General features: G+C 64.9%; 22 protein-coding genes and 2 pseudogenes. 18 read left to right on the top strand and 6 right to left on the bottom strand.

Annotated elements, in window-relative coordinates:
- Nucleotides 1-7: 7 nt before the first annotated feature.
- Nucleotides 8-613 carry a TetR-like C-terminal domain-containing protein gene (locus IDF66_RS23530; RefSeq protein ID WP_190268857.1) on the top strand — a complete coding sequence of 202 codons (606 nt, stop codon included), beginning with the start codon at nt 8-10 and terminating at the stop codon, nt 611-613.
- A 30-nt stretch (nt 614-643) separates the two neighbouring features.
- Here the strand turns inward: IDF66_RS23530 and IDF66_RS23525 are convergent, their stop codons facing one another.
- Nucleotides 644-2,026, bottom strand: a complete 1,383-nt coding sequence (locus tag IDF66_RS23525; RefSeq protein WP_387999183.1) for an HNH endonuclease signature motif containing protein — start codon at nt 2,024-2,026, stop codon at nt 644-646.
- Nucleotides 2,027-2,244: 218 nt separating this feature from the next.
- Nucleotides 2,245-3,144: a helix-turn-helix transcriptional regulator gene (locus IDF66_RS23520; protein WP_190268856.1), complete on the bottom strand. Its 900-nt coding sequence runs from the start codon at nt 3,142-3,144 to the stop codon at nt 2,245-2,247.
- Nucleotides 3,145-3,246: 102 nt separating this feature from the next.
- Here IDF66_RS23520 and IDF66_RS23515 point away from each other — a divergent pair, with 102 nt between their 5' ends.
- Nucleotides 3,247-4,296 carry an alcohol dehydrogenase catalytic domain-containing protein gene (locus IDF66_RS23515; protein WP_190268855.1) on the top strand — a complete coding sequence of 350 codons (1,050 nt, stop codon included), beginning with the start codon at nt 3,247-3,249 and terminating at the stop codon, nt 4,294-4,296.
- A 3-nt stretch (nt 4,297-4,299) separates the two neighbouring features.
- Here the strand turns inward: IDF66_RS23515 and IDF66_RS23510 are convergent, their stop codons facing one another.
- Complete coding sequence (locus IDF66_RS23510; protein ID WP_164310600.1) at nt 4,300-4,674, bottom strand: DUF2255 family protein; 375 nt, start codon at nt 4,672-4,674, stop codon at nt 4,300-4,302.
- A 125-nt stretch (nt 4,675-4,799) separates the two neighbouring features.
- Between IDF66_RS23510 and IDF66_RS23505 the strand changes: the two genes are divergently transcribed.
- The 9 genes from IDF66_RS23505 to IDF66_RS23465 all read left to right on the top strand — a co-directional run bounded on the left by IDF66_RS23505 (nt 4,800) and on the right by IDF66_RS23465 (nt 11,879).
- The gene (locus IDF66_RS23505) at nt 4,800-5,684 is read left to right on the top strand and encodes an aldo/keto reductase (protein WP_190268854.1); all 885 of its coding nucleotides are present in this window, start codon (nt 4,800-4,802) and stop codon (nt 5,682-5,684) included.
- An 8-nt stretch (nt 5,685-5,692) separates the two neighbouring features.
- Nucleotides 5,693-6,091, top strand: coding sequence for a (R)-mandelonitrile lyase (locus IDF66_RS23500; RefSeq protein WP_190268853.1), 399 nt, complete (start codon nt 5,693-5,695; stop codon nt 6,089-6,091).
- 75 nt (nt 6,092-6,166) lie between these two features.
- Nucleotides 6,167-7,183, top strand: coding sequence for an aldo/keto reductase (locus IDF66_RS23495; protein WP_190268852.1), 1,017 nt, complete (start codon nt 6,167-6,169; stop codon nt 7,181-7,183).
- A 37-nt stretch (nt 7,184-7,220) separates the two neighbouring features.
- Complete coding sequence (locus IDF66_RS23490; RefSeq protein WP_190268851.1) at nt 7,221-7,955, top strand: SDR family oxidoreductase; 735 nt, start codon at nt 7,221-7,223, stop codon at nt 7,953-7,955.
- A gap of 31 nt (nt 7,956-7,986) precedes the next feature.
- On the top strand, nt 7,987-8,817 hold the full coding sequence (locus tag IDF66_RS23485; protein WP_190268850.1) for an oxidoreductase: 831 nt from the start codon (nt 7,987-7,989) through the stop codon (nt 8,815-8,817).
- Nucleotides 8,814-9,962, top strand: coding sequence for a threonine synthase (locus tag IDF66_RS23480; protein ID WP_190268849.1), 1,149 nt, complete (start codon nt 8,814-8,816; stop codon nt 9,960-9,962). The genes IDF66_RS23485 and IDF66_RS23480 overlap by 4 nt, the downstream gene beginning before the upstream one ends.
- Nucleotides 9,963-10,034: 72 nt before the next feature.
- Entirely contained in the window at nt 10,035-10,421 is a 387-nt protein-coding gene (locus IDF66_RS23475; protein ID WP_164310593.1) for a TA system antitoxin ParD family protein, read from the top strand.
- Nucleotides 10,418-10,990, top strand: coding sequence for an AAA family ATPase (locus IDF66_RS23470; protein WP_190268848.1), 573 nt, complete (start codon nt 10,418-10,420; stop codon nt 10,988-10,990). Before IDF66_RS23475 ends, IDF66_RS23470 begins: the two co-directional genes overlap by 4 nt.
- A 34-nt stretch (nt 10,991-11,024) precedes the next feature.
- On the top strand, nt 11,025-11,879 hold the full coding sequence (locus tag IDF66_RS23465) for a class I SAM-dependent methyltransferase (protein WP_317628840.1): 855 nt from the start codon (nt 11,025-11,027) through the stop codon (nt 11,877-11,879).
- Nucleotides 11,880-11,915: 36 nt separating this feature from the next.
- Here the strand turns inward: IDF66_RS23465 and IDF66_RS23460 are convergent, their stop codons facing one another.
- Nucleotides 11,916-12,746 (bottom strand): SDR family NAD(P)-dependent oxidoreductase, encoded by an 831-nt coding sequence (locus tag IDF66_RS23460; RefSeq protein ID WP_190268847.1) that lies wholly within the window; start codon nt 12,744-12,746, stop codon nt 11,916-11,918.
- A 76-nt stretch (nt 12,747-12,822) separates the two neighbouring features.
- Nucleotides 12,823-13,302: a MarR family winged helix-turn-helix transcriptional regulator gene (locus IDF66_RS23455; protein ID WP_164311115.1), complete on the bottom strand. Its 480-nt coding sequence runs from the start codon at nt 13,300-13,302 to the stop codon at nt 12,823-12,825.
- 103 nt (nt 13,303-13,405) lie between these two features.
- On the opposite strand from IDF66_RS23455, the pseudogene IDF66_RS24185 reads away from it, so the two are divergent.
- From IDF66_RS24185 to IDF66_RS23445, 3 genes and pseudogenes are all read left to right on the top strand, one after another.
- Nucleotides 13,406-14,887: pseudogene (locus IDF66_RS24185) on the top strand (MFS transporter); the annotation flags it as partial.
- A gap of 36 nt (nt 14,888-14,923) precedes the next feature.
- On the top strand, nt 14,924-15,790 hold the full coding sequence (locus tag IDF66_RS24180) for an MSCRAMM family protein (protein WP_387999188.1): 867 nt from the start codon (nt 14,924-14,926) through the stop codon (nt 15,788-15,790).
- Between the two features lie 122 nt (nt 15,791-15,912).
- Nucleotides 15,913-16,530 (top strand): hypothetical protein, encoded by a 618-nt coding sequence (locus IDF66_RS23445; protein ID WP_190268845.1) that lies wholly within the window; start codon nt 15,913-15,915, stop codon nt 16,528-16,530.
- Nucleotides 16,531-16,933: 403 nt separating this feature from the next.
- Here the strand turns inward: IDF66_RS23445 and IDF66_RS23440 are convergent, their stop codons facing one another.
- A complete protein-coding gene (locus IDF66_RS23440) occupies nt 16,934-18,475 on the bottom strand; it encodes a lipase family alpha/beta hydrolase (RefSeq protein WP_190268844.1) in 1,542 nt (513 codons plus the stop codon).
- A gap of 846 nt (nt 18,476-19,321) precedes the next feature.
- Here IDF66_RS23440 and IDF66_RS24175 point away from each other — a divergent pair.
- The 4 genes and pseudogenes from IDF66_RS24175 to IDF66_RS23425 all read left to right on the top strand — a co-directional run.
- Nucleotides 19,322-19,588: pseudogene (locus IDF66_RS24175) on the top strand (DUF2510 domain-containing protein); the annotation flags it as partial.
- Nucleotides 19,589-19,825: 237 nt separating this feature from the next.
- Complete coding sequence (locus IDF66_RS23435; protein WP_223310069.1) at nt 19,826-21,259, top strand: exonuclease domain-containing protein; 1,434 nt, start codon at nt 19,826-19,828, stop codon at nt 21,257-21,259.
- A gap of 241 nt (nt 21,260-21,500) precedes the next feature.
- A complete protein-coding gene (locus tag IDF66_RS23430; protein ID WP_190268842.1) occupies nt 21,501-22,178 on the top strand; it encodes a TetR/AcrR family transcriptional regulator C-terminal domain-containing protein in 678 nt (225 codons plus the stop codon).
- Between the two features lie 94 nt (nt 22,179-22,272).
- Nucleotides 22,273-23,955, top strand: coding sequence for an acyl-CoA dehydrogenase family protein (locus tag IDF66_RS23425; RefSeq protein WP_190268841.1), 1,683 nt, complete (start codon nt 22,273-22,275; stop codon nt 23,953-23,955).
- The last annotated feature ends 5 nt before the right edge of the window (nt 23,956-23,960 follow it).

Here is a 23,960-nt window from a genome sequence, read left to right as displayed (position 1 = left end):
TGTGGTCATGACAGCAGAAAGATCCGGCGAAGGCAAGAGGTCTGCACCGTCGCCCGGCCGGCCCCGCGACGGCCGGATCGATGCCGCGATCATCACGGCCACCCGCGAGCTGATCCTCGAGACCGGATACTCCGCGTTGTCGTTGTCGGCGATCGCCGCGCGCGCCGGAACCACCACGGCCGCCATCTACCGGCGATGGGCCGGCAAGGCCCAACTCGTGCACGAGGCGGTGCTGTCCGCCGAAGAGATCCCCGCGTCGGATGGTTCCGGCGACATCCACACCGACATCCGGGCATTGGTCGAGACAGTCCGCGAGATGTTCGACACCCCGGAAGTTCGGATGGCGTTGCCCGGCCTGATCGCCGACACCGTTGCCGATCCCCAGGTGCACAGCATGATGATCACCCGACTGGCAGGCAATCTGGCCACTTTCGAATCCCGATTCGGCCAGGAGCGCCGCGATGACGACCAGTTGCCCATGCTCGCCGAGGTCGTCGCGGGTACCGCGATCTTCCGCATCCTCATCCGCCGCGACGCCGCCCTCGACGACGCCTGGGTGAACGAGATGACCGAACTGATCACCGAACGCTGGCCGTCCGGTCGGACGCTCTAGTACTACTTCCCACGGCGTTCCGCGGAACGCTCACGCCGCGATCGGCGTGGTGCGCTCGATGGCTTTGAGCGCCCCGATCGCGTAGAGGACCTCGGTGGTGTATCCGACGTCGAGGCGCCCACCGCCGACCGGCATGGTGGCGCCGACGGCGATGCGAGAGTCGGGGGTCCAGCCGGCGGGCGCAACGAGGGTGGGCGCGCGTTCGATCACCGATCCACTCTGGCGGTGAAAGGTGAACTGTTGCCCACCTTTCGCGGTGATGGTGAACTCGCCGCGATGTAATGCGCGATGGTGGGTGCCGCACAACAAGATCAGATTGTCCGGTTCGGTGGGGCCGCCGTCGGCCCACGACCGCACGTGATGGACGTGCAGGTGGCGGGTGCGTCCACAAGCCGGGTGCCGGCAGCATCGGTCACGCTGGGTCACGATCCGGATCAATGCGGCGGTCGGCGTCCGACGTTTGTGACCCCAGTTGAGAACGGCGCCGCGGCGGGTGGTGTGTACTTCGCGGACCGCCGCCCCGCAGCGCGCTTCATCGACCTCCACGTCGAACAACGCGGGCCCGTCATCGAGATGATCATCGGCATGGTCGCCATCGCCGTCGGCGATGTCCTGGCCGCGGGTGTGCACGAGGATCTCCGCACCGGGCGCGATCTCGGGGATGTCGACGACGCCATGGAGGGTGTCGGCCATCGCGATCATCGCTGGGGCGATGTCGGCGGGCACATGGCGCCACAGATCTCGCTGCCGGCGTTTGACCTCCGCAGGCCCGAGGTCCTCGGCGTCGGCGGTGGCGGTCTCGTCGCGTTCGAGCGCGTTCCGCGGAACGTCACGATCGTCTTCGGTGCGGGTCCGCTCGTACTCGGCCCGCACAGCACCCGCCAGAAACCTCGCACCATCGAGGGGGTTGAGCCGCAGGTTCACCGACAGCGAGCCATCATCGTTCCATCGCCATCGGCCCGACGACACGATCACACCGGATTCCTGTTCTTCGGCGCCGCGATCGATGTGCCGCATCGACCGCACCAGCGCATCCACCTGTGCCGCGGTCGCACTCAGCGCCACGTTCAGCAATTCCTGCTCACGCTCCGGGGTGGCCACCCGCGTCAGTGCCCGCACCTTCGAATACGTGACCCGCCCGTCGGCGAACGACTGTGAGATCAGCGGGAGTTCGGTCAACGCGTGAGCAATCCGCAGATGGTCTTGCGCGGTCCGCAACGACAACCCCGTCCGCCACGACAGCCAATGCGCACACGACATCACCCCCTCACCACTCCACGCGTGACGATTGTCGAACTCCACCAGCAACCCCATGAACCGCGCCGTCAGCGCCGCCATCTGTCCGGCATACCCGACCACCCGCTCGCGCAACTGACCATCCGACAACTCGCCGACCGGAGTCACGTCAAAGATGTTGGGCGACCGGGGCTCCGCCTCGGGCACAAACGGATCCATGGGAACGACAACGGCCATGACAACCCCCGACAGGTCGAGCTGAATCGAATTGCCTCAACATATCGGTGACCACCGACAACACCGGCGTTCCGCGGAACGGCGCGGACCCCTGACGGGTCCAGATCGATCCGGAAACCAGGAGGCGCTGGATTCGGTACTGCGGCACCAGCCGGCGCTCATCCTCGAGTGACGGCGCGATCTTCGGTGTCGATGTGTTCCTGACTCGCCGCCCACGATGCGAGCAGCTTCAGCCCGTCGGCGGTGGGCGTGCCGGCGGCCGCGGTGTAGATGTTCAGGTACAACCCGGGCTCGGAGGGCAGTTCCATCCCCTCGAAGTCGAGGTCGAGCTGACCGACCACCGGGTGGCGGAGCCGCTTACGGCCGCTGCGATGGAACCGGACGTCTTGGGAGGCCCAACGTTGGCGGAACAGCTCACTGCGCGTGGACAATTCACCGACGAGCTGGATGAGGGCCTTGTCGTTCGGGTTCCGACCCGCCTCGAGCCGGAGCATCGCGGCGGCATCCCTGGCGATCTTGTCGTAGTCGACGAAGAACTCCTCGGCCTCCTCCGGATGCAGGTAGACGAACCGGGTGGTGTTCGCAGGCCGTCGAGGATCGGCGAGCACCGGCGAATAGAGTGCCCGCGCAAGTTGATTCATCGCGACGATGTCGTGACGTCCGTTGCGCACCCAGGCCGGCGCGTCGGAGATGGCGTCGAGTACCTGCTGAATGGCCGGGCGAACGGTGGAGGCGGGAGTCCGCGCACGACGCGTCCCCGCACCGGTCTGCGACTGCCGGGCAAGTGCATAGAGATGATCACGTTCGGCTTCGTCGAGCTGCAGGGCGTCGGCGAGCGAGGCGAGCACGCTGTCCGACGCCCCGGCGAGGCTGCCGCGCTCCATTCGCACGTAGTAGTCGACCGAGACCCCCGCGAGCAGTGCGACCTCCTCGCGACGCAGACCCTTGACGCGACGGTTACTGCCGTACGCGGGCAATCCCGCCTGGTCGGGGGTGATGCGCGCGCGTCGCGAGCTCAAGAACTCGCGGATCTGAGTGCGCAGGTCGGTGGTACCCATGGGCTCCAGGGTAGGCAGGATGCCGCAGGCCAGGGAGGTACTGACAGTACCCGGAACGATGGTGACTCCCCCGGCGCGTGGAATCGCGGTGGACTGGACGCCATGAAAGCGACCTACATGTACGGCGCAGGCGATGTCCGTGTGATCGACGTCCCTGATCCGACCCTTCGACTTCCGACCGATGCCCTGGTCAGGGTGGTGCGCGCCTGCGTCTGCGGCAGCGACCTGCACCCGTACCACTCCATGCCCGACACCCCCGCCGGCTCGCCGATGGGCCACGAGTTCATCGGCGTCGTCGAGGCCATCGGCGCCGAGGTCACCACCGTCAGCGTGGGTGACTTCGTCATCTCACCGTTCGTCGTATCGTGCGGCACCTGCGAGTTCTGCCGGGCAGGCCTGCAGACGTCGTGCCTGCGTGGCGGATTCTGGAGCGACGACACCATCGGCACTGGCGGAGCGCAGGCCGAAGCTGTTCGGGTCCCACTCGCCGACGGCACCCTGGTGACGGCCCCGGTGGACGAGAACTCCGACGACGGCTTGCTTGCCTCGCTGCTCACCCTCTCCGACGTGTACGGCACCGGTTGGCATGCCGCCGTGCGCGGTGGCGTCACCAGCGGAAGTTCGGTCACCGTGATCGGCGACGGAGCCGTCGGCCTGCTGGCCGTTCTCTCCGCGCGGCAACTCGGTGCCGAGCAGATCATCCTGATGGGCCGTCACCAGGCCCGCACCGATCTCGGACGAGAGTTCGGCGCCACCGACGTGGTCGCAGCACGTGGCGACGAGGGAATGGCGCAGGTCCGCGACCTGACCGGCGGTCTGGGCAGCCAGGTCGTCCTGGAGGCGGTCGGACATCGTCCCGCCTACGATCAGGCCGTCGGCGTGGTCCGTGCCGGTGGTGTCATCAGCCGGGTCGGCGTCCCTCAGTACGACGACGCGCCGGTCGGCTTCGGCTCGCTGTTCGGCCCCAACGTCACGCTCACCGGCGGCCCCGCACCGGTGAGGGCCTACATCGATCAGCTCCTCCCCCAGGTGCTCGACGGCAGCGTCGTGCCGGGCAAGGTGTTCGACCGGACCATGTCACTCGCCGAGACTCCCAAGGCGTACACCGCGATGGATGCCCGCGAGGCACTCAAGGTGGCCGTGCGGCCCTGACCGTCAGTCCTGCGGGTCGAGTCGAAACGTCTCGCCCGGTCCGTGCGGGGCGACGACCGTACCGACGATCTTCGGGCCGTAACGGTCGTATTTGAGGTGGTACGCGGCGTCCAGGGTCGGATGCACGTCATCATCCGGTTCCTCGAACGCCACGTCCTTCTCGACGCCGCCCGCCCGGATCCGGCCGCGACCACCGGCAAGCGCGCGGCGGAACCAGCCGTTGTCCCGCCCGTATGCCGAGCGGATGAAGATGTGGTCGCCCGAGCGCACCGCCCAAATCGTGACGAACGGCCGCAGCGTGCCATCCGACCGATACGAAGACACCTGCAATTCGTCGGCGTCGCTGATCCGGTTGAGTTCGTCATCGGTCCACGTCATCGTCGACTGTCCTTCCGTGGGGTGTCTCACCACGGTAAGCGCAGACCGCGCGTGGTGGGAGGTACTCGCAGTACCTGGTACGACGAACACTCCTTCGTGCGGTGCCGTCGGCGTAGCGTGAAGATATGGCCATACCGCAGATCGAACTCAACAATGGAATCCACATCCCGGCTTTGGGTTTCGGGGTGTACCAGACACCACCCGACGAGACGGCGACCGCCGTGGAGACGGCGCTGTCCACCGGCTATCGCCATATCGACACCGCTGCTGCATATCTCAACGAATCCGGAGTCGGCGAGGCGATCCGCCGGTCCGGCATCGACCGTGCCGAGCTCTTCATCGAGACCAAGATCTGGATCACCGACTACGGCTACGACGCCACGCTGCACGCCTTCGACAAGGCGGCGGGCAAACTCGGCGTCGAGCAGATCGACCTCCTCATCCTGCACCAGGCGCTCCCCGGCGAATTCGATCTCACCACCGACGCATACAAGGCGCTCGAACGCCTGCTGGCCGACGGAAAGGTCAAGGCCATCGGCGTCAGCAACTTCATGCCCGACCACCTCGCACGACTTCTCGACGCGACATCGGTGGTCCCGGCGGTCAACCAGATCGAGGTCCACCCCTACTTTCGGCAGTCCGCCCTCCTCGATGTCGATGCCGAGCACGGCATCGTGTCGCAGGCGTGGTCGCCGATCGGCGGGATCACCTTCTACCGGGACGGGTCGCACGGCTCAACGCTCGAGGACCCGACACTGCAGAAGATCGCCGCCACCCATGACAAGACCACCGCACAAGTGATGCTGCGCTGGCACATCCAGCAGGGCCGGCAGGTGATCCCGAAATCGGTGACACCGTCGCGGATCGCGGAGAACTTCGATGTCTTCGACTTCGAGCTCACCGACGACGAACTCGCCTCCATCGACGCACTCGACACCGGCGTACGTGGTGGCCCGGAGCCGCAGGTCATCACGCGTGAGAAGTTCGGCCTGACCATCCCCGAAGCGTGAGGACAACCATGGATATCGACCAACGGAAACCCACCACCAAGAACCCGCCCGAACAATTCACCGGCGATGTCTGGCTCGATCCCATCGCATTTCCGCGCGAGTCCGGTCAGCAGATGGTCGTAGCGAAGGTGCGCTTCGCCCCGGGCGCTCGCACCGCCTGGCACTCGCACGCCCGGGGTCAGACCCTGCACATCACCCAGGGTGTGGCGTGGGTGCAGTCCCGTGGCGGGGCCAAGGTCGAAGCCTACCCCGGTCAGACGCTGTATTGCCCTCCCGGCGAGGAACATTGGCACGGCGCGAGCACCGACTCCTTCATGGAACACCTGGCGATGCTGGACAATGCCGACGATCCGGCGACCACCACGACGTGGCTCGAACATGTCGCGGAGGAGGAGTACCTCGCCTGACGCGGCACGTCGCGACGATCGCTCAGCTATCACCCAGCCGAATGCGTAACACAACTCTCATTCCCGAGGAGCACGATGAAATACCGTCCGCTGGGGCGCACCGGCGTCCAGGTCAGTCCGCTTTGCCTGGGGGCAATGATGTTCGGCCCCTGGGGAAACCAAGACAAGGCCGATTCCATCCGAATCATCCACGCCGCACTCGATTCCGGCATCAATATCGTGGACACCGCCGATGTGTATTCGGGAGGCGAGTCAGAGGAGGTCGTCGGTGAGGCCCTCAGAGGCAGACGTGACGACGTGTTTCTCGCGACGAAGTTCTTCATGCCCATGGGTGACGACCCGAACAGCGCAGGCGGATCGCGGCGGTGGATCATTCGGGCGGTGGAGAACTCGCTGAGGCGACTCGGTACCGACCATCTCGATCTCTACCAGGTCCACCGACCGAGTGCCGATACTGACGTCGAAGAGACGCTCGGCGCGCTCACCGACCTGGTCCGCCAGGGCAAGGTTCGCTATATCGGCTCGTCGTCGTTCGCGGCGTCGCAGATCGTCGAAGCGCAATGGGCGGCCAAGGAGAATCTGTACTCCCGCTTTGTCACTGAGCAGCCACCGTATTCGATCCTCGTTCGCGGCATAGAAGAGGATGTGCTCCCCACGGTTCAGCGGCACCGGATGGGCACACTGACCTACAGCCCCCTCGCCGGCGGTTGGCTGTCCGGCCGCTGGCGCAAAGACGCCGCATCAAGTCCGACATCGAGTGCGCGACCGAGTGCTCGTTTCGACATGTCGAGTCCGGAGAACCAGCGCAAGCTCGAGATCGTCGAGGAACTTGCCCTTCTCGCCGAGCAGTCGGGACTGACACTCATCGATATGGCCATCGCCTTTGTCATCAATCATCCCGGTGTCACCTGTGCGATCGTGGGCCCCCGCACCATGGAACAACTCGCGTCGTACTTGCCCGCGGCATCGGTGTCACTCACGACAGACGTTCTGGACCGGATCGATGAAATCGTCGCTCCGGGCGTCACCATCAATCCCGACGACAACAGTTACGGCGCTCACGAGCTGAGCGCCAGCGCGCGTCGTCGCTGAAGGCCCCATTCCTCCAACCTCTCGAAAGGAAGCACCGGTGTCGTCCTCCGAGCACAGTTCTCCAGTCGCCGTCATCACCGGAGCGTCGTCGGGCATCGGCGCCGCCGCCGCGCGATCCCTGTATCCCGCCGGATATCGAGTTGCGTTGTTGGCGCGTCGCCTCGACCGCATCACCAGCCTCGCCGACGAGCTGGGTGACGGTGCGATCGCCATCGAAGCCGATGTCACCGATCGCGACGGGCTCGTCGCCGCAGCAGAACGCGTGAAAGCCGAACTCGGCGGTGCCGATGTGTTGATCAACAACGCCGGCGTCATGTTGCTGGGTCCGTTCTCCGCCGACCAGCGCGACGACTACCGCAACATGATCCAGGTCAATCTGATGGGCGCGATCACCACCACCGAGGTGTTCCTCGACCAGCTCAAAGACGGGGGCGGCGACATCGTCAACCTCTCCTCGGTCGCCGGACGTACCGCACGCTCCGGTAACGGCGTGTACGCCGCGACCAAATGGGGCATCAACGGCTGGTCGGAATCGTTGCGTCAGGAACTGCTCCCCGACGTCCGGGTCACCCTGATCGAGCCGGGCGTGGTCGACACCGAATTGCCGACCCACATCACCCACGAGGGGACGCGCGAAGGCGTCCAGAAGATGTACGACGCCGCGACCGTCAAGCCCGAAGAGGTCGCCGAGATCATCACCTTCGCCCTCACCCGACCTCGACATCTCGTCATCAACGAGATCCTTCTGCGTCCCGCAGACCAGTTGGGATAGTGGAGATCAGATCGCAGGAAAGGGGAACTCGATGACCACATGGCTCATCACCGGTTGCTCGTCCGGCCTCGGGCGAGCACTTGCCGACGCCGTGCTCGAGCACGGCGACAACGCCGTCGTCACCGCACGCGACGTCGCGAAGGTTCAGGATCTTGTCGACCGCCATCCGGACACCGCCCTGGCGGTCGCCCTCGACGTCACCGACAGCTCACAGGTCACGGCCGCGGTCGGCGCTGCCGACGAACGTTTCGGCGGCGTCGACGTCCTCGTCAACAACGCGGGCTACGGCTATCGCGCCGCCGTCGAGGAGGGTGAAGACGAGCCGGTTCAGCGCCTGTTCGACACTCATGTGTTCGGGACGGCGCGAACGGTCAAAGCCGTGCTGCCCGGAATGCGGGCGCGCCGCGCCGGCACCATCATCAACATCTCGTCGATCGGTGCCCGGATGTCCCCGGCGGGCTCTGGGTACTACTCGGCGGTCAAGGCGGCAATCGAGGCGTTGACCTTGTCACTGCGCAGAGAGGTTGCTCCGCTGGGTATTCGAGCGATCGTCGTCGAACCCGGAGCTTTCCGAACCGATTTCGCCGGCCGATCACTGACCCAGTCGGCCGACGCCATTGCCGACTACGCCGACACCGCAGGCAAACGGCGAATCGAGAACGACACCGTGCACGGCACCCAACCGGGCGACCCGACCAAGGCGGCCGCCGCACTCATCACAGTTGCCGAATCTGCCGATCCGCCGTACTTCCTGCCGCTCGGCAGCGACGCGGCGGCGGCCGTTCGCGGCTCGCTCGACGCGTTGGCCGTCGACATCGAGAATTGGGATGAGCTGACCCGGAGTACGGACTTCGCGGGATGACGACGCCGGCATTCGCCGACGCCGTGTTGGTGGAGCGTTCGGGTACAACGCATCCGCTCACCGACCGCCGATGGCGCGGCGACGATGGCGCACCGCTGACGGTGAGCCCGATCATCGGACTGACCCCGAACGAGATCGACGCCGCCGAGCGATCACTGTGGCGTTACCGTGCAGTTCTGCCCGTCGACCCCAGCGTCCGGGTCAGTCTGGGTGAGGGCTGGACGCCACTCGTTTCCCTCCCGTGGGGTCACGGCGACATCCGGTTCAAGCTCGAATGGTTCAATCCCACCTCGAGTTTCAAGGACCGAGGGGTGTCGGTGATGATGTCGCACCTGCACAGCCAGGGGGTGTTTCACGTCCTCGAGGACAGCTCGGGCAACGGCGGATCGGCCGTGGCCTGCTATGCGGCCGCCGCCGGCATCCACGCCAAGGTCATCGTCCCCGCGGCAACCTCGCCGGCAAAGATACTGCAGGCACGCGCCTTTGGCGCGGAGATCGAGCTCGTGCCCGGAACTCGCGACCAGGTCTCCGACGAGGCCATCCGGCAATCCACGACGATCCCGTACGCGAGCCACAACTGGCATCCCTTCTTCCTGCAGGGCACCAAGACCATCGCCTATGAGATGTGGGAACAACTCGGCTTCACCGCACCCGACAACGTGGTGCTGGTCGCCGGCGCCGGCAGCAACATCCTCGGCTGCGACATCGCCTTCCGCGAGCTGCTCGAAGCCGGGCAGATCGACCGGCTCCCGCGACTCCTCGTCGGACAGCCCGAGCACTGGGCGACCATCGCCGATGGAGTCAACGGCATCGACCCGGAAAGCCATGGGCCCCGAGAGCCCACGATTGCCGAGGGCGCATCCATCGCGCGGCCGATTCGACTCGACGAAGCAGTTGCCGCAGTGGTCGACTCGGGCGGGTCGGCCGTCGCCGTCTCCGACGCCGAGATCCGGGCGGCCGTGGCGGCACTGACCGCACGGGGCCTCTACGCGGAACCGACGAGCGCGGTCGCGGCGGCCGCGCTCGATCGCTTCCTGACCGACGGCACCATCGGACCCGGCGACACGACGGTCGTCGTCCTGACCGGCACCGGGCTGAAGTCCGCGGACTCGATGGCGGCCATCGTCGGGCGAACACCCGCCTGACCGGCCTGTAGCAACCTGCTACACTGGGTTTCACCCTGCTACAGCTCGCACCGTGCCACAGATGGGCTTGCCATGACCAGAGCCGCGGACAAGGTCACCCGCGTCGACGCCGACCTCGTCGACAGTGCGATCGCCGAAGGGCGTCGACAACAGCGAACCGGCCGCCAACAACTCGAGTACTGGGCGCGCGTCGGCCGGGCACTCACCACCCACGAGTCCGCGTCGCTGCGGCGGGTGCAGGACGCACTCGCAGGCACGGTGGCGACCACCGACCTCACACCTGACGAGGGCCGCGCGTTCAACGCCCAGGTCCGGGCCCTGGTGAGCGAGAGTCTGGCAGCGGCCGACTACCGACACGAGCTCACCGAACGGGGTGTCACGACCGTCTCACTCGACGAGGACGGCCGCATCGTCGAATACCGACCAGACGGAACGACCCACGTGCTCGACGTCGAGTGAGACGTCTCGATCTGGTCATCGGCCCGAACGGCTCGGGCAAGTCGACGTTCGTCGAGTACACCCTCGCCCCGCTGTTGCCGTCGAGCGTGTTTGTCAACGCGGACTCGATCGCACGGCAACGCTGGCCGGCCGAGGCCGAGGCACGCTCGTATGACGCGGCCCGAATCGCCGCGGACACCCGTGACCGCCTGATCGCCGATGGGCGCTCGTTCATCGCCGAGACCGTCTTCTCGCACGAATCGAAACTCGACCTGATCGACCGCGCACAGGACGCCGGATACTTCGTCGTACTCCACGTCCTGATCGTGCCCGAATCCATCGCGGTGCTTCGGGTCGCCCACCGAGCGGCCTCGGGCGGACATTCCGTTCCCGAGAACAAGATCCGCGCCCGCTTCCATCGACTGTGGCCACTCGCGGTCGAGGCGATCCATCGTGCCGACGAATCGACCGTCTACAACAGCGCACTCGGCCCGGCCCCCACCATCGTGGCGGAGTTCACCGCAGGTGTGCTGGTCGGCGCCAGCAGGTGGCCAGAGTGGGCGCCCACCGAACTCCGAAGGGGCGGTTGAGGTATTTGTCGACAACAGACGGGAGATCACCATCGTGACCGAACAGGTCGAGGCGCCGGAGAGCACGGCCGAACGCGTGGCCCTGTGGCGTGCAATGCATGTCCAGGTGGATCCGCCGCCGCATGTGCTGTCGGATGAGGTCGGACTGAAACTCCTGGCACCCGAGGATGATTGGCGTGATCGTCCGGACATGGATCCGGAGGCCACCAGCGGATTCCGAGTGGCCATCGTGGACCGGGCCCGATTCATCGAGGATCTGGTGATCGAGCAGGAGGCCCGCGGCGTGAGCCAATATGTCATCCTGGGCGCCGGCCTGGACACCTTCGCCCAGCGCAGGTCCGACGTAGGCGCACGGCTGCAGGTCTTCGAAGTCGATCAGCCGGGCCCTCAGGCGTGGAAACGCAGGCGCCTCGTCGAACTCGGATACGGGATACCCGACTGGTTACACCTTGTCCCAGTCGATTTCGAGGATGGCGAGAGCTGGTGGGCGAGGCTGGCGAGCGCCGGATTCGATCCGAGCCGACCCGCGGTCGTGGTGTCCACGGGTGTCTCCCACTACCTGTCCAGGGAAGCAACAGCCGTGACACTGCGGCAGGCCGCACGGCTCGCGCCCGGATCGACGCTGGTGATGACCTACCTGTTGCCCACCGACCTGGTCGAGGACGCCGACCGATCCGGCCTGAAGACCAGCGAAGAGGGCGCCAAGGCATCCGGGACACCGTTCGTCAGCTTCTACACGCCTGCCGAAGTCGCGACGCTTGCCCGTGATGCCGGTCTCACGAACATTCGGCAGGTGACCGGGTCATCGCTCGGTGAACGCTATCTCGCCGGCCGGACCGACTGTCCGCGACCGTCGAGCGGCGAAGATCTTCTGGTGGCCACCATCTGACGGTCGTCATGGCCAGACCGGTTGGGCGCGTGGCGCCTAGGCGATCCCGACCAGCCGCTCGGACGCCTGCCACAGCCCATCGATGAGTTCCTGCTTGTGCGCCTGGGAGTTCTGCGGACCATTGGCCTTGTGGCGGCTGAAATACACGCCGTTGATCGTGGGATCGGTGCCACGGTTCGCCAGCGCGACCAACGGTTCGGCACCCTTCTCGGGTGTGATGGTGGCGACCTTCTTCAGCGGCGTGCGATAGAGCAGCCCCACGAAGAAGGAGTCCCGCCCGAAGCTGGACGCCACGGGTCCGGGATGCACTGCAGCGGAGATGATTCCGTCATCCTTCCAGCGCTCGGCGATACCTCGGGTGAACAGGATGTTCTCCAGCTTGCTCGTCCCGTAGCACCGCAATTCCAGCGCGCGCCGACGCTGGAAATCCAGATCGTCGAGATCGACCTTGCCTGCGAGATTGCCGATACTCGCGGTGTTCACCACCAGCGCACCACCGTCGGCAGAGAGCTTGTCGCGCAGCAGGTTGGTCAGCAGGAACCCACCCAGATGATTGATCTGGAAGTTCGGTTCGTGACCGTCCGCGGTCCGCTTCTTCGGGTCGAACGTACCGCCGGCATTGTTGAGCAGCACATCGATCGTGCCCACGCGTTCCCGGATCTCGTCGGCGAGACGCCGGACGTCGTCGAGCTTCGCGAAGTCCGCGACGAACGGGGTGGCACCGGTCTCGCCGGCCACTGCCTTGGTCTTCTCAGCCGAACGGCCCACGACGACGAGGTCGACATCAGGTCCGGCGAGTTCCCGCGCAGCGACTGCGCCGATCCCGTCACTCGCCCCGGTGATCACGATGGTCCGTTGGTTTGCCACGAGTTTCCGTCCTTCTATCGGTTGCGGTCGACCCAGTCCGTTGCCGACCATACGTTGCGTCACCGTCTCCGGTGTCTCACCGAGCGGCGTGCTCCTGCTGGTGCTGACGAGCAATGGTCCGCTCGTAGGCATCGTTGAAGGAGCGCAACTCGTGCAGCAGCGCATCGGGCGCACCCGGTGTGAGATCGGAGAACACTCGCACCAGTCGTTCGGCACGCAGCTTGCCGTCGTGCTCGAAGGCCTCGATGCCCAGCGCTGTCGGACGGATCAGCCGACTCAGTTGACCTGTGACCTCGAACCTCTCCAGGTATCCGTGTTTGATGGCCGCGTTCACCTGTCGGTTCACCGTCGACTGTTCGAGGTCGAGCTCTTCGCCGAGTTCACGCAGGGTGCGGGCCCGGCCGTCGGACAACGTCCAGAGAATGCCGAAAGCCGAGGTCTCCAGTCGCGCCCCAGGGAAGACGTTGGTGCGCCGCCTACTCATCCGGAGCAGCTCTTCGGCCAGGTCACGGTAGACCGGTGACTCCCAGAACGAATCGTCGCCGACATCGGGCATACGCATGTCCTCCCACGTCCGATTTCCACGGACAACATACTCTCGGGTTGGCATGTGCACCATACATATGTAGGGTACACATCTCGAAGGAGGGTTGTCCCTTATGACCACTACGCCAACGCGCGATACACCGTCCACGAACGAGACCGAAATCGTGCCGGTGGACACCGAACTGACCGACGGCAACCACACCGGTGCCGCCATCGCGGTCGTCATCGTGCTGTGTTTCGGCGGCCTGGTCGCGTCGCTCATGCAGACGCTGATCGTGCCGATCCAGCCGGAACTCCCGACTCTGCTGAACACGTCGATCTCGAATGCCTCGTGGGTCGTCACCGCCACGCTGCTGGCCGCTGCCATCGCGATGCCGATCTCCGGCCGTCTCGGCGACATGTTCGGCAAGAAGCGCATCATCCTGGCCAGCGCTGTCCTGCTGATTGCCGGCTCGCTGGTGTGCGCACTGAGCTCGGAGCTCATCCCGATGATCGTCGGACGCGCCGTCCAGGGTCTCGCGATGGGCTTCATCCCCCTCGGCATCAGCCTCATGCGCGAGGTGACACCACCACGCCTGACGTCGATGGCGGTCTCCGCGATGAGCGCGACCATGGGCGTCGGCGGCGCGATCGGGCTGCCGCTGGCCGCGTGGGTGGCGCAGCAATGGGATTGGCACGCCCTGTTCTGGGTGTCGACCGGACTCGCCGTCATCGTCGCGGCGCTCGTCACGTTGCTGGTTCCCCACGTCGAGGACGGCACCTCAGGCGGACGCTTCGACGTCGTCGGCGCCGTCGGTCTGGCCATCGGCCTGTCCGGCGTGTTGATCGCCGTCTCCAAGGGCAACGACTGGGGCTGGAGCTCGGGCACCACGCTCGGCATGATGTTCGGCGGGATCGCCGTGCTGCTCGTCTGGGGCATGTTCGAGCTGCGTCACTCCGAGCCTCTGGTCGATCTGCGGACCACGGCCCGTCCGGCGGTGCTGCTGACCAACATCGGGGCGATCGCCATCGGTTTCGGAATGATGGCGCAGATGATCGTCGTGCCTCAGCTGCTCGAGATCCCCGAGGCGATGGGCGGCCTCGGACAGACCCTGTTGGCCGCCGGCCTGTGGATGGCACCGGGCGGTCTGATGATGCTGGTGTTCGCGCCCGTCTCGGCCACGCTGATCAACAACATCGGCGCCAAGTTCACTCTCGCGATCGGCGCGACCGTCCTCGGCCTCGGCTATCTCGTGGCGTCCATGCTGATGGATGCGCCATGGCAGCTGGCCGTCGCGGCGGTGATCTGCTCGGCGGGCGTCGGCATCGGCTATGCCGCCATGCCGACCCTCATCATGGGCGCGGTGCCGATGACCGAGGCCGGCGCCGCAGTCGGTCTCAACGGTCTGATGCGGTCGGTCGGCACCACCAGTGCATCGGCCGTCATGGCACTGGTGCTGACCAGCTCCACGGTGGCCTACGGACCCGCCGAGGTGCCGAGCCACACGGCATTCAAGTGGTGCTTCGTGATCGGTGCGATCGCCGCCTTCGTCGGTGTGGCGATCACTCTGTTCATCCCGATCAAGCACCGTCGCGCCGGTGCCGGTGCGGGCGCCGACGAGACCCGGCCGGTCGACGAGGACACCGTCGCGGTGGAGACGCCGAAGCCGGTCGACGAAGCACCCATCAGCGGTGCCCGTCATCGACTCGACTCCACAGGTGAGGTCGCATCACGAGATGACCGCCCGCGCATCGCCGGGCGGATCACCGCCGACGATGGCACGCCCCTGGGGACAGCCGCGATCACCGTCACCGACACCCGCGGCCACCAGGCGGGGACCACTGCGGTGCACGCCGACGGCACCTACACCGCGCACGACATCGCCGACGGCACATACACCGTCATCGCCACGGCGCCGGGCCGCTCGCCCAGGGCCATGACGGTATCGGTCGTCGGCGACGCGGTGTTCCGCCGCGACTTCACCCTGGCCGGCGGCTCTGTGCTGCGCGGACGAGTCCGCGACGGCGCGCGCCCACTCGCCGCCAACCTGATCGTCACGGACCAATCCGGCGCCGTGGTGACACAGGCACACGCGGATTCCGATGGGTACTTCACGATCGCCGGACTCTCGGCGGGCGACACCGTCGCGGTCACCGCATCGGCACCCGGCTATCAGCCGGCCAGTCAACTGGTGACGGTCGACTCCGCCGGCCGGACCACCGAAGCCGTCGACATCCTGCTGGTCGCCACCAGCGGTATGCAGGGTTCGGTACGCACCACCGACGGCTCTCCGCTCGAGGGTGCGACGGTGTCGGCGATCGGTCCCGATCAGACGATCGTCGCCTCGGTGACCACCGACTCCGACGGCCGCTACCGCATCGAGGGGCTGACCGAAGGGCTGTTCACCGTGGTCGCCAGCATGTACGAGCCGGCCGCGGTGCAGGTCAATGTGGTTGCCGGCCAACGCAACACCGCCGACATCGGATTGGGCTTCGGTAAGGATCCGGCGGTGCCGTGACGGGGTAGCAACGACTCGCGAACCGCGTCGGCCCACCCGGGGAAGCCTCGGGTGGGCCGACGCGTTTGCAGTATGACTACTCGCATCCCCAGAGAGAGGTGGACAAGCAGTGGGGGCACTCGGTGATTGATCCGCGGTTCGTGCTCCTCGGAGCCGCGTTCTCGATGGTCGGGAGCATCAGCTACGCCATCCTCGCCGTCCGCGGTCGCGTTCGACCGAACAGGGTGTCGTGGTTTCTGTGGGGCGCCGCGCCGATGATCGCCTTCTTCGCCCAGCTCCACGACGGCGTCGGCCTGCCCGCCATCTCGACCCTCGCGATCGGTCTCGGACCCTTCGTCATCCTTGCGGCATCATTCGCCAATCGTTCGAGCTATTGGCAGATAACAACTTTCGACCTGTCCTGCGGCGCGGTCTCGGTACTTGCCCTGGTCCTGTGGCTGACCTTCGACAACCCGTTGCTGGCCGTTCTCGCCGCCCTCGCCGCGGATGCGATCGGCGGAATCCCGACAATCCTGAAAGCCTGGCGCCGCCCAGACACCGAACGTTCGACGGTGTACGTGTGCACGGCGCTCAACGGCACCATCACCGTGCTGAGTCTTCAGACCTGGACCGTCGCCGAAGCGGCGTTCCCGCTGTACCTCGTGCTCCTCGGCGTGGGGTTGGCGACGACGGTCAAGATGCGGACCACGTCCGATCGGCGCGCCGATCAACCGACGTCGGCATCCACGTACACACCATGAGTACGGCACGGACTCGCGTCCCGAGCGGGGCCCTTGCCTGGCAGCGCGGCCGGTGGCGGAGCTTGCGGAGGCGAACCAAGTCCCGCCGGGTTGGAACTAGCTAGCGGTGCTCATTACACCACCCACTTTTACAACTGCACCGAAGGTGCCGAGGTACGCTCGTCAGCTGCCGGTACGGCGCCAAGAGCGAAGTTGAAACAGCCAAAGAGGATTTTCTCACTGGATTGGGATCGTTGCCCCTTGACCGATCCTCTGCCGATTGGAGACTTCGCGAACTGATCTTCTGCCAATTCTCCAAGCGACTGCCAGCGGACGACACCGCCAGCGCGCTCAACAAAAACACTGGCTATAAGATTTATGGAAATCATTTCCGTGCTACTTGCTTCGAAGACTCGTCCATCCGCTAGTTCGCAGCGATACTTTGGATACCACTAGTAACATCGACGTTGTTCAGATAGGAAAAGTGATCACAGACAACCTCGAATCCATTCTTACAGTTTCCGAGAGACGATTCTGAAGGCACGACTAGGTCATGTGCATCAGAGAACACACGAGACCCAATCCCTGACAAAAACGCGCAGACTCCTGATGATTCTGACAGAGGATCGCGCGGCGCCCTGCCGCCATAAGCCAATGTCACTGCAGGGCTTCGATTTGCTCTGCTCTGTCCCACCCAATCAGAAGTTTCAGCCATTGCAGCTATCCCTTGCGGCGTGTTCTTTATCGTGAATCCAACGAACATGGCCAGCGCATCGACGATGACACTGCCCGAAAGGGCCCTAATCCCACCCGAAAGCGAGCGCATTCCAAGAACTGCGAGGTCAGCTGCCCCAACCATGGGCGTACCGAAGAAGGGCGCACCCAGTGTCACCACCTTCGGTGTACGGTCAAGCAGTCGAGCGCACTGCTCCGCAACCAGTCCTCCACGCGAATGCCCTACTAATATCAGGTCGCTCGGATCAACGGCGGCAAGCAATTCACGCAATTCTTCGGAGTTCGCGCCTATCGGCGAAAACGTATCATGCTCGTACCGGACGACTCGATAGTCATGCGGCAAGATGACTTGTAGGTGATGCGCGAGGTCGTGGCCTGTAGCCATTGTCCCATGTACAGCGACCGCCATTTTCCCGCCATAGCTGGAACCTGCAGCTAGCTCTGGACATTCTTCGTCCACGTGCCGGTGAACCACGGATGCCCGCACCGAACGAATTTTTCGAAATGGATCAGTGGGCGAGGCGTTCTTCCGGGAAAGAATCATCACAGCGGCACCGACTAGCACGCCTGCAGATCGAGCGATTGTCTTCAGAGGCCGGAACTTGGCGCCGTTCGGAACGACAAAATCAATCGTCTGGGAGTTTCGACCCAGATAGTAACGAGCCCAAATATGAATCTCTGGATCTTCAAACTCATCGCCATCCTGTTGCAGTGCGCGGAACGCAGCGTCAATATCTTCCTCTTCACGTGAGGAACTCGGCGCACAAAAGACCTGCAGGTCGTCAACCTCGTCAGGAACACCTGCGATGAAAGTACGACCTGAGAGGATTGCAACGCCGCCGGCAATTTGCCCATCGTCACCGGTAAGGATCAGCGAGGTGCTCACTCCCGAGCCACCTGTCGACTGAATCGTGCGAAAATCGATCGCGGGTCCTTGGCCCCCGATTCCCTCCCGGGCACACATCTGCCCAAACAGCTCCTCGGTTGCTCTCAGGCTACCGATGTTGGCACTATTGGAGAACTGGTGCGGAAGCCATTGTCCGGGCGGCTGAGTCGCCGTTCCGATGGGCGCAGTTGCCTCTCTGCCCACTCTCCTCCACAACGCCTCTGGAACGCCGAGGTCACCCCACACAACGTCGGCCATGTCAACAATTTCCTCGGGCGAAATATGCGTGTGACTGATATATCGTTGGCCAATCTCTTCGTGATTACCGATATCAGTTTCGAGCACTCTGAGCTGCGAGACTCCGCTGCCATACGCGAGACCTACGTACATAACCGCCTCCTCAGAATAGAGCCTTTCACAAGGATGGCACACGCTCACAAGAGCCACACACAAGTCGCGCAAGTTTCGCTGCCAGTTCCAGGAAGCGCCGTCTTGACGGCTGATACCGGTGATTATTGCCTGTCATTTGATGGCTCTTCAAAGTGAGTGCGCACTGCTCGTCAGGCAGAGGCCGAGCACTCATGGCCGTCTCGTAGCCAATGTGGTCCCAGCGGCAGCTACATGCCCTCACGTGCGGACAAATCATAAGCCAACCAGAGACGTATGGCGGTCGAATTTGGTCGACTGACGAGGCCGTGCGCGTCGCGTACGAGCGGGTCGACCGGCGACAGGGCCCAAGGGGGGCGATCGCCCATTCGAAGGACGCCCACGGACCTTCCACGAAGTCCAGGAACCAACCATTCCTCCAGCTCGCCCTTCGGAAACTGGGTCACAAGAGTTCTGGCCAAGTAGTCTGCCGCATAGGGCATGCGCTCGGCGAGGTTACACGAATCGCCTGTCCGGTACCCACATTTCTGTCGTCGCATCCGCCCCCGCACACTTGAGCCTTGTCCGAGCTGCTTGACTAGGATCTTCCAGCAACCGATCATGAGTTTCTCTAACGGTTTCTGATCTTTGTCGAAGTTAAGAGCGTCATCGATAACGCTATGCGCGGCCTGAAGTGCGTGTCCCGCGACATCTTCTCCTTCGAACACTTCAGTCTTTTCCCGAATTGTATTCATTCCAAGCTGGCGTCCAATCGGCGGCACCTCGTTGCACGATCGTCGGACAGTGGTTTCCGAACAAAACGGCATGTCGGCATCGACACGAACATCAGTCGACCATTTTCGTCAGTGCCGACCGATACTGTATGGCATCCGAACTCAGGGAGGACCGCAACATATGAGCGCACCGGCCGGTTGGTATGCAGATCCTTGGCGCCAGGCTCCAGTGCGATGGTTCGACGGTGCCAACTGGAGCCAATCGACGAGTGCTCAGCAAGGCTGGTACGCCGACCCTTGGCACCAAGCCCACCTGCGGTGGTTCGACGGCGCAACGTGGACTGCAACTACCCACGACCACGCCCAGCAACGCCTGGCAGCATCAATGCCAACGAACACATCGTCCCCTGACACCCTGCCACCTCAAGAGTCTGATGCCCGGGGAGTAGAACTCATCCAGCTTCAGTCCGTTGAACCGTCTGCGGCGCACGTAGTTTCTGAGGTTGGTGACTTCGTTCCAAGCGAGACCTCGCCGGTCAATGAACCTTCAGCAATCAGTGCCGACAACGTCACGGTACCGACGCTGCGAGCATTGATGGGATCCGCAGAACGAGTCGTAGTGGTCGATGTGGAGACCACCGGACTCGGACGTACCGATCGTGTCGTCGAAATTGCGATCATTACGCTCGACGAGCACGGACAGATTCGGGATGAGTTCGAGACGTTGGTCAATCCGCACCGCGATGTCGGCCCTACCTGGATACACGGCCTAACTCCGACAATGTTGACCGATGCCCCGTCGTTCGACGATATCGCTGTTGCGGTAGCAGCCCGCCTCGACGGTGCTGTCGTCGTCGCCCACAACATCTCATTCGACACTCGCATGATTGGCAGCGAGTTGACCCGTGCGGGCATCGATATCCGCTGGGGCACAGGCCTCGACACACTAGCGGTAACCGGACGCAAACTCGCCGCAGCCTGCCGCGACCACGCCGTTATACTTCACGGCGCACACTGCGCTGCCAACGATGCGCGCGCTACCGCAAGCTTGTTACTCGCGGTAGCCGACCGCTTCGCGACTGCCGGCAAACCCGCACACACCGGGATCTGCTCAGTGGGCTCCACCCAACTGGTGGCGCGCGCTGCCGGCGCATTCGTACACGAGCCCGCACCGTATCTGGTCGAACTGGCGAGTGATATTCACCTGGAACCTGACGTCGCCGACTATGCCGTGCTGCTGGATCAGGCCCTGGCCGATCTGCAACTGAGCGCGGCAGAGAGAGCCGAACTCGAGGAGTTGGCCCGTGACAGCGGCCTCTCGGCAGCCGACATCGCCCGAGCTCATCGCGGCTTCCTCAACGATCTGATTGACACCGCACTCGACGACGGAATCGTCACCGATGACGAAATAGACAGACTCGTCCGGGTCGCAGCCCTCCTGAACCTCGACCCCCACGTGGTGGCCACCCGCACCAACCCGTTCCGGTTCACTGACGACGTAGTCTCGCTCGAACCGGGGCTGACGGTGTGTTTCACCGGCGACGGCGACACCGCCGGCCGCGCGCTGCCGCGAGCCGAGCTGCACGCCATCGCGACAGCACACGGATTGACACCGGTTGACGCCGTGACCTCAAAAGGATGCGGGCTACTCGTCGCCGCCGACCCTGCCACCCTTTCCGGAAAGGCGAAGGCAGCCCGCAAGTTCGGAATTCCGATTGCCGCGCTCGACGACTTCCTCACCGCAGCAACCACAAGCACAGGACTGCCCGTCACAGTGCTTCGCCGCCACGGCGTCGCAAGCGTCTGCGAGCAGTGCGGCGATTCCTGGACCGCGACCCGTCGTACACGGGTGTGCCCGCCATGTCGTCGCGCTCCATCGGTAAGAGCGTCCGCCGCCGGTCCGCCGACATCGATTGTCGGCACTGACATCCTCGTTTGCATCGACTGCTCACGGAGCTGGGAACGTCCACGTGCCCGTGGCCGCCGACCGCATCGATGCCCGGACTGCGCAGCCGCGGTCACGGCGTGATCGCGGCGATACGTCTCGCTGGGACGACTCATCGATCAATGTCCGACCACACCCACGCCGGGCAGGGTCGAAGGACTGCGGCATAACACCGAAACTGTCACCTGTCCGTGCAGCAGACCCATCGGATTATCCCCACTCGAGGCGGATGTTGCTGCTGCTAGCAAGCTGACTCCCGATTCGTCCTTGACCCCCACCACTCCGTCATTTATTGTTTGCCATACAAACACTCGATGAGGTGGCGATGACCAGCGCAAACGGACGCGGAACGCGTGAAGCCGGTAAGGCGACACGTCGCGCATTGCTGTCCGCGGCCACCGAGGTGTTCGCAGAACATGGCGAGACGGCGTCCATCGCGCAGATCTGTCAGCGGGCCGGGGCCTACCCGAACCAGGTCACGTACTATTTCGGCTCCAAGGAGCAACTCTTCGTCGAGGTGGCGTGTGCGGCCGTACTACGAGCCGGCCGCCACGCCGAGGATGCCGCCGCGTCCGCGACCACGGTGCGTGAGTACACCACCACCCTGGTGAAGTCGCTGCTCGGTCCGCAGGCCCGCAACGTCGAACTCTTCACCACTGCCATGCTCCTCGTCTCGCGTCGCGCGGATCTCCGGGACAGCATCAGCGATACGCTGCGCACCCTCCACGAACGCGGCGAAGAGGCCCTGATGCGCACCCTGGTCCGGACCGGCTGGCAACTGCGCGCCGAGATCGGGGTGGAGGCAAAAGCGTTCTGGTCGGCCATCTTCGGGCTCATCGTCCAGAAGGCCGCGACAGGTCCCGACTTCGACGACAACCTCGAAGATGCTGTCGCCGTGATCTTCACGAATCTGCAGATACCCGAGCAGGTTCTCGATCGGACGTTGGCGGGTGGTCTCGATACGCCACTCACTTCGTTCGTGGCTACTCGACCAGCGGGATGAGGTCGCGGGATGACTTCGTGGCTACTCGACCAGCGGGATGAGGTCACGGCACGACTTCGCAGCCACTCGACCAGCGAGATGAGAAGGAAACACGATGACGCAGTCCGACACCCACACCACACCGCAGCCCCACGTCACGCACACGGTGCTCAACCAGTCCGCGCCCCGTCGCGACATCAACGAATATGAGCTCAACACCGTTCTCCGCGAGGCTGTTCGACGCCACGACGGCGGATGGGCCGACGACGAGCTGCGCGAGATCGGCGCCCTGGTCGGCAGTGAGCAGTTCCAGCACGACGCACACCTGGCCAACACGATCACGCCCGAGCTGCACACCCACGATCGGTGGGGCAACCGGATCGACGAGGTCGAGTACCACCCCGCGTACCACCGGATCATCGCCGCCTCGATCGCCCACGGCTCGCACACCCGTTGCTGGGCAGACCCGCAGCCCGGCTCCCATGTGGTGCGGGCCGCCGGATTCATGATGTTCGGTCAGATCGAGCCGGGCCACGCCTGTCCGGTGTCGATGACCCACGCGGTCATCCCGTCGCTCGAACTGCAGCCCGACGTGGCCGCGCAGTGGGTTCCGAAGGCCCTGTCCCGCAGCTACTCCCCCGACCTGAGCGCCGACAAGCAGTCGGCGATCTTCGGGATGTCGATGACCGAGAAGCAGGGCGGCTCCGATGTCCGCGCCAACACCACGGTCGCCAAGCCGGTGGGAGGTGGCGGTCCCGGCGCCGAATACCTGCTCACGGGTCACAAGTGGTTCTGCTCGGCCCCGATGTCGGATGCGTTCCTGGTGTTGGCGCAGGCGGAAGGTCCCGCAGGTGAAGGCCTTTCGTGCTTCCTGCTGCCCCGGGTACTGCCGGATGGGACCCGCAACGTCTTCCGCATCCAGCGGCTCAAGAACAAACTCGGCAACAAGTCGAATGCGTCGTCGGAGATCGAACTCGACGGCACCGTCGCCGTGATGATCGGCGAGCCGGGCCGCGGCGTGCGGACCATCATCGAGATGGTCGCGCAGACCCGCCTGGATTGCGTCCTCGGCAGCGCGTCCGGCATGCGGCAATCCGTCGCCGAGGCGGTCTGGCACGCCCGCCACCGCGCCGCGTTCGGTGCGACGCTCGCCGATCAGCCGGCGATGGCCGCGGTACTCGCCGACCTGTCACTGGAATCCGAGGCCGCGACGGTCACCGCGATCCGCCTGGCCCGCGCCCACGACGAGGACGCCGACGATCAGGAGCGCGCCTTCCGACGGCTGGCCACCGCGGTCGCCAAGTACTGGATCTGCAAGCGCGGCCCGCACCATTCGTACGAAGCCCTGGAGTGCCTGGGCGGCAACGGTTACACCGAGGATTTCCCGCTCGCGATGCGGTACCGAGAACAGCCGGTGATGGCCGTCTGGGAGGGGTCCGGCAACGTGATCGCGCTGGACGTCTTGCGGGCGATGACCCGCGAGCCGGAGTCGGTGGCGGCATTCGACGCCGAGATCTCCCTGGCCCGCGGTTCGAGCCGGATACTCGACACCCATCTCGACAGCCTCCGCGATCACCTCGGTGAGCTCGCCCGCCTCGACGCGGCATCGGCCCAACGGCGCGCCCGTTCCGTCGTGGAGTCGATGGCCCTTGCCCTCGAGGCGTCGCTGCTCGTCCGGTTCTCACCGGCACCGGTGGCCGACGCGTTCATCGCGGCCCGTCTCGGCGAGGACCGCAAGTTCGAGTACGGCGCGCTGCCGGACGGCGCCGACCTGTCCGCGATCCTCGAAAGGCACTGACCCAC

This window comes from Gordonia hankookensis (assembly GCF_014673215.1).
In the GTDB taxonomy this organism is placed as follows: domain Bacteria; phylum Actinomycetota; class Actinomycetes; order Mycobacteriales; family Mycobacteriaceae; genus Gordonia; species Gordonia hankookensis.
The sequence above is the reverse complement of the archived record's forward strand: the minus strand, read 5'-3'. Positions and strand labels throughout refer to the sequence as shown.